Annotated in this window: 6 protein-coding genes; 1 reads left to right on the forward strand and 5 read right to left on the reverse strand. The window is 41.7% G+C overall.

The annotated features are described in order from the left end of the window. Positions 1–13 precede the first annotated feature (13 nt). Positions 14–784: an ABC transporter ATP-binding protein gene (locus AB5903_RS17715; RefSeq protein ID WP_005658390.1), complete on the forward strand. Its 771-nt coding sequence runs from the start codon at positions 14–16 to the stop codon at positions 782–784. Between the two features lie 253 nt (positions 785–1,037). Here AB5903_RS17715 and der read toward each other — a convergent pair whose 3' ends face one another. The 5 genes from der to AB5903_RS17740 all read right to left on the reverse strand — a co-directional run bounded on the left by der (position 1,038) and on the right by AB5903_RS17740 (position 5,272). Then, on the reverse strand, positions 1,038–2,351 hold the full coding sequence (der, locus tag AB5903_RS17720) for a ribosome biogenesis GTPase Der (protein WP_005658392.1): 1,314 nt from the start codon (positions 2,349–2,351) through the stop codon (positions 1,038–1,040). 45 nt (positions 2,352–2,396) lie between these two features. Continuing rightward, positions 2,397–3,278 carry a GTPase Era gene (gene era, locus AB5903_RS17725; RefSeq protein ID WP_005658395.1) on the reverse strand — a complete coding sequence of 294 codons (882 nt, stop codon included), beginning with the start codon at positions 3,276–3,278 and terminating at the stop codon, positions 2,397–2,399. An 89-nt stretch (positions 3,279–3,367) separates the two neighbouring features. Further along, the gene (locus AB5903_RS17730) at positions 3,368–4,372 is read right to left on the reverse strand and encodes a beta-ketoacyl-ACP synthase III (protein WP_005658397.1); all 1,005 of its coding nucleotides are present in this window, start codon (positions 4,370–4,372) and stop codon (positions 3,368–3,370) included. Positions 4,373–4,492: 120 nt separating this feature from the next. Continuing rightward, complete coding sequence (gene rpmF, locus AB5903_RS17735; RefSeq protein WP_004288267.1) at positions 4,493–4,678, reverse strand: 50S ribosomal protein L32; 186 nt, start codon at positions 4,676–4,678, stop codon at positions 4,493–4,495. 12 nt (positions 4,679–4,690) lie between these two features. Then, positions 4,691–5,272: a DUF177 domain-containing protein gene (locus AB5903_RS17740; RefSeq protein WP_005658400.1), complete on the reverse strand. Its 582-nt coding sequence runs from the start codon at positions 5,270–5,272 to the stop codon at positions 4,691–4,693. Between the last annotated feature and the right edge of the window lie 877 nt (positions 5,273–6,149).

The following is a 6,149-nucleotide window of genomic DNA, read 5'->3' on the forward strand; positions in this document are numbered from 1 at the left end:
AAACTAAGTAGGAATGATTGAACTGAAAGGACTTTGCAAGTCATTTGAAGAGAAAGAGGTACTGACGGATATCAATGCCACATTCGAAAACGGAAAGACCAATCTTATTATTGGCCAGAGCGGTTCCGGAAAAACCGTACTGATGAAATGTATCGTAGGCCTGCTGACACCCGAAAAAGGTGAATTATTATACGACCACCGCAATTTCCTTACCATGGGAAAGAAAGAGAAGAAAGCCCTGCGCCGCGAAATGGGGATGATATTCCAAAGCGCCGCCCTGTTCGACTCGATGACGGTACTGGACAACGTTATGTTCCCCCTCAACATGTTCAGCTCGGATACCTTGCGCGACCGCACGCGCCGTGCCATGTTTTGCCTGGAGCGCGTAAACCTTATTGAAGCGAAAGATAAATTCCCCGGTGAAATCAGTGGCGGTATGCAAAAACGCGTTGCCATCGCACGCGCCATTGCCTTGAACCCTCAATATCTGTTCTGCGATGAACCCAATTCCGGCTTGGACCCCAAGACGTCGCTCGTCATTGATGAACTGATACAGGACATTACCCGTGAGTACAATATGACCACCCTTATCAATACCCATGACATGAACTCTGTAATGGGTATCGGAGAAAAAATTATCTACATTTATGAAGGGCACAAAGAATGGGAAGGCAGCAAAAACGATATTTTTACATCTACCAATGAGCGTTTGAATAATTTTATTTTTGCTTCCGATCTCTTCCGTAAAGTGAAAGAGGTTGAAATACAAAACATAGAAGGCTAAGGCTGTAAGAACAACTGTATTCCTAAAAAAAGTGTCCGGGACCACCGCCCCGGACACCTATCCTCATAAAACCAGTTAATAGAATTGATGTATATCATCACGATATATTTTTATTGCAGCAACCAAAGGTAGCAGCAATCTCAATTACAGCTACAAAATTAGGTAAAACAATCTAATAAAAAAAGCAAAAAAAAGACTGAGTCAATATGAACCAGTCTTTTAACTTTTTTATCCAATATATACAGGCTTGTTTTTACTTCTGCCGTATATATACATTTATCGGTGTCCCCGTCAGATTCCATTTCTCACGCATTTTATTTTCAAGGAAACGTCTATATGGTTCCTTTACATATTGCGGCAAATTGGCAAAATAAACGAAAGAAGGAATTTGCGTATTCGGCAATTGCGTAATGTATTTTATTTTGATATACTTACCTTTGATGGCAGGGGGCGGATAAGCCTCGATAAGCGGCAACATCTCTTCATTCAAGCGGGCAGTCGGTATGCGTATCATACGGTTCTCATATACAGTACGGGCTTCTTCCAATACTTTCAGGATACGCTGTTTAGTCAATGCCGAAGCAAAAATTATCGGAAAATCGACAAAAGGAGCAAAACGGTTGCGGATTGCATTCTCAAAAGTTTTCATTACTTTCACCGTTTTATCTTCCACCAAATCCCACTTGTTCACAACTACCACCAGCCCTTTAGAGTTTTTCTGGATAAGTGAGAAGATATTCAAATCCTGACTCTCGATACCGCGTGTAGCATCCAGCATCAAAATGCAGACATCCGAATTTTCGATAGAACGGATAGAGCGGATAACCGAATAATATTCCAAATCTTCGTTCACCTTGTTCTTCTTGCGAATACCTGCCGTATCTACCAAATAGAAATCAAAACCAAACTTATTGTAACGGGTATAGATTGAGTCACGGGTCGTTCCCGCTATTTCCGTCACGATATTGCGGTCCTCACCGATGAAAGCATTAACGATGGATGACTTTCCGGCATTCGGACGTCCCACTACCGCAAAACGGGGAATATCCTCATCCAGAATTTCATCAGACTCTTTCTTGAAATTCTCAACGATAAGGTCCATCAAATCGCCCGTACCGCTACCGGTCACTGCCGAAATACAGTATGGATCACCCAAACCCAGACTATAAAATTCGGGAGCATTATATTGCAACTCATTATTATCGGTCTTGTTCGCAACCAATAAAACCGGCTTTTTGGTACGGCGCAAAATGGAAGCTACCTGCAAATCCAAATCCGTCACTCCGTTCATCACATCCACTACGAACAGAATAACATCCGCTTCGTCCACAGCCATTAACACCTGCTTGCGTATTTCCTCTTCAAAAATATCATCTGAGTTCACAACCCAGCCACCGGTATCTACAACCGAAAATTCGCGCCCCAGCCATTCGGACTTTCCATATTGGCGGTCACGTGTTGTTCCTGCCTCTTCGTTAACAATAGCCTGTCTTGTTTTGGTCAGGCGATTAAATAATGTAGACTTTCCCACATTGGGACGTCCTACGATTGCAACTAAATTTCCCATAGGTTACACTCTTTGTTTTTTGCGACTGTCACAGTCGTATGAATATTAGTCCAGCTGATAACCGAAGTTACGCAGTTCCTTGTCCGAACTGCGCCAATCCTTGTCAACCTTCACAAATGTCTCCAGGAATATTGTTTTCCCGAAGAATCTCTCCAAATCACGGCGAGCCTCGGTGGCCACTTTTTTCAGGGCCTTCCCCTGCTTACCGATGATAATACCTTTCTGCGAATCACGTTCAACGTATATCACAGCATTGATATGTATCTTCTTTTCTTCTTCCTTGAATTGCTCTACAACAACCTCTACCGAATAGGGTATCTCCTTGTCATAATATAACAGTATCTTTTCGCGGATAATCTCGTTTACAAAAAAACGGGCCGGTTTGTCCGTCCACTGATCCTTATCGAAATAAGGGGGAGAATCCGGCAACAGCTCCTTTATCCGCTTCATCACGTAATCCACATTGAACTTGGTGGCAGCCGAAATAGGAATAATCTCTGCGTTCGGCAACAATTCTTTCCATGCCTCCACCAGTTCCACCAGCTTTTCCTGATTGCTCAAATCAATTTTATTGACGAGCAACAATACAGGTACTTCCATGCGGCTTACTTTCTCCACAAAATCATTATGCTTGTCAGGTGTCTCGACCACATCCGTCACATACAGCAACACATCTGCATCTGTCAATGCCGAAGAGGAGAAGTTCAGCATAGACTCTTGCAATTTATAAGTAGGTTTCAGTACGCCCGGCGTATCCGAAAATACAATCTGCATATCATCCGTATTATATATACCCATAATCCGATGACGGGTGGTCTGCGCTTTGAAAGTGGCGATTGAAATACGCTCACCTACCAGTGCATTCATCAATGTAGACTTACCTACATTGGGATTTCCCACAATATTGACAAAACCTGCTTTATGCATAATCCTCACGTATTTGAATTGAGACAAAAAAACGCATCGAATCGAAATAGGATGCGTCTTTTTATCATATTTTGTTTGTAACGGTTACATTACTGTTTCTTACCGTCATAACCCCATTTCACGTAAACAGCTCCCCAGGTAAATCCTGCTCCGAATGCCGTAAAGATAAGGTTATCTCCTTTCTTCAGTTTCTCTTCAAAGTCCCATATACAAAGCGGAAGCGTACCTGCGCTCGTATTACCGTAGCGGTCGATATTTATCAGCACTTTCTCATGAGGAACTTCCAAGCGGTGCGCCACAGCATCGATAATGCGCAGATTAGCCTGATGGGGAACCACCCAGTCAATCGTATCTTTTGTCAGATTATTCTTTTCTGCAATCGCAGCGCTTATATCCGACATGTTGGATACTGCATATTTAAATACCGTGCGACCCTCCTGATAAAGGTAATGCATGTGATTGTCTATCGTGAAATAAGAAGGAGGACAAACAGAACCGCCGGCTTTCAGATGCAGGAAAGGCAATCCCTTTCCGTCTGTTCTAAGCATAGCATCCATAACGCCCAGTTCTTCTGTTGTCGGTTCCATCATAAAGGCAGCCGCACCGTCACCGAAAATCGGACAGGTAGCACGGTCTGTATAGTTCACGATTGACGACATCTTGTCTGCACCTACAATAATAACTTTCTTGTATCTACCCGAACGGATAAAGTTCGCAGCCGTCTCCATCATATAAAGGAAACCGCAACAAGCGGCAGACATATCAAATGCAAAGGCATTTTTCAATCCAAGCTTGTCGCACAAGATAGATGCAATAGAGGGGAATTGATAGTCCGGAGTGGAAGTAGCGACAATCACCAGGTCGATGTCATCCGGATTGGAGCCGGTACGCTGCATTAATTGCTTTGCAGCCTTGCGTGCCATGTATGATGTGCCCAAACCCTCTTCATTCAGGATGTGTCTTTCCTTAACTCCGATACGGGTCATAATCCATTCATCATTGGTATCTACCATTTTGGATATCTCGTCATTTGTCAAGATATAATCAGGCACATAACCGCCGACTCCTGTAATTACTGCATTTATTTTTTCCATTAATCTTGTTTACTTATAAAGATACTTAAACAACGGCAGTCTAAAAAGGTTTGTTCATTGAATGCTACAAATCTTTTCAGACGCCCGATATTCAAGTATAAGTTTAGTCAAACTGCCCAATTAAACAGCAGCTTCTTTCTCTACTGCCAGCTTACCACGATAGTAGCCACATGCACCACATACAGTGTGATATACATGCCATTCACCGCAATTCGGACAAATAGCCAGTGTAGGAGCTACTGCTTTATCATGAGTTCTTCTCTTTGCAGTTCTTGTTTTTGACTGTCTTCTCTTAGGATGTGCCATTTTCTTTAATCTTTAATTGTTATCTAATATTTTTTTTAATTCGTCCCAACGCGGGTCTACCGCTGTTTCCGTATCATCATTTGCAAGTTCATCGCTGTCCTCCGAAACAAAAGAATCTTCATCCATCTCATCATCCGGGGTAGTACGCAAATGCTTGCTCAATTTACTACTCATAGCCTTGTTGCATTTGCCCGGAGCGTGTACATGCTTCATCGGGATTGCCAAGGCTATAAACTCATACATGAACCACGCCACATTGATTTCTCCTTCTTCTTCAGGAATGACAATCAGATTATCACCCTCTTCGGCATATTCATGTCCAAACTTCACCAGCAACTTATCTGTAGAACTTACCAGCTGTTCCATGTCATCCAAACAGCGATCGCATGGAACCCACACCATTCCGTCTGTCTGAAAATTCAATTCGAAAGCACGAGATGTTTTCTTTACAACCAAAACAACATTGACTTTGCCCTTCTGCACTTCCGGACCGTCAATATTAGCGAAGAAAAGGTTATCCAATACAAATTCATATTTGCATGAATCTGCCTGCATACCTTTCAAATCGATTTTGTATTTATCAAACTTTCCCAAAGCTTCTTTTATTTATTCGGGCGACAAAGATACAAATAATTATCCTCATTATGTAGTAATTAGAACAAAATATTCACTTTTTATATTCATTTCACCCTGTTTCGGTCACCGATAAGACTGATTTATATGGTATAAAAGGAAGCGTAACAGTACACAGAGAGTGAAATATTACTTTTCACAACAGAGAATACAAAGGATTCTTTCAGGCATAAAAACGGAAAGACATGAAAACATGCTTATCAAAAAGGCGATAGGATACAGTTGGAATATAATGCGAAACCGGTAATTTCAGGCAAAAGAGCATAAATCCCCTAAAAGCAGGGACACAGCTTAGCCTGCTCTTACGCCTGTATAGCAAATCTTCTTTATTAAAGGGATAGAGTGAAGTAAAGGATTAGCTCAGTGCCCGAAATACGCTGTGATACGGATATGATAAGATATAAGTTCCGGCATTCCTATGGGATACTCATTCGGTACGGGAAAGGAAAGGGAAATTTCAAAACCTGTTTAAAGAGATATAAATAAAACTTCTCCTCACATAAGAGACAGAGCATTTTTTCAGAGATAAGAACAGAAAGACATAAGAGGAAATGCTTGCCAGATATATGATGTGATACGGGTATGATACGATATAGTATCCTAAAAGCAAAGAAAGAAAAAACACTTCACAAGTATAAAAATAATCCCCACTAAAAATCTGCTGACCCCAAGAAAGCAAGCAAAACAAAGAAAAGAAAAGAAAAGAAAAGCAAAGCAAGCAAAACAAGGCAAGTATAAGGCAAGGCAGACAAAATAACCCGAAAACAAGAAAGCCCCTGCATCTTCCGATACAGGGGCTTCTCTCTAAAAACGGCGACTACCTACTCTCCCACTGTTA

It is taken from the genome of Bacteroides sp. 2201st1_D9_2201SCRN_220225, assembly GCF_040928965.1.
GTDB lineage: Bacteria > Bacteroidota > Bacteroidia > Bacteroidales > Bacteroidaceae > Bacteroides > Bacteroides stercoris.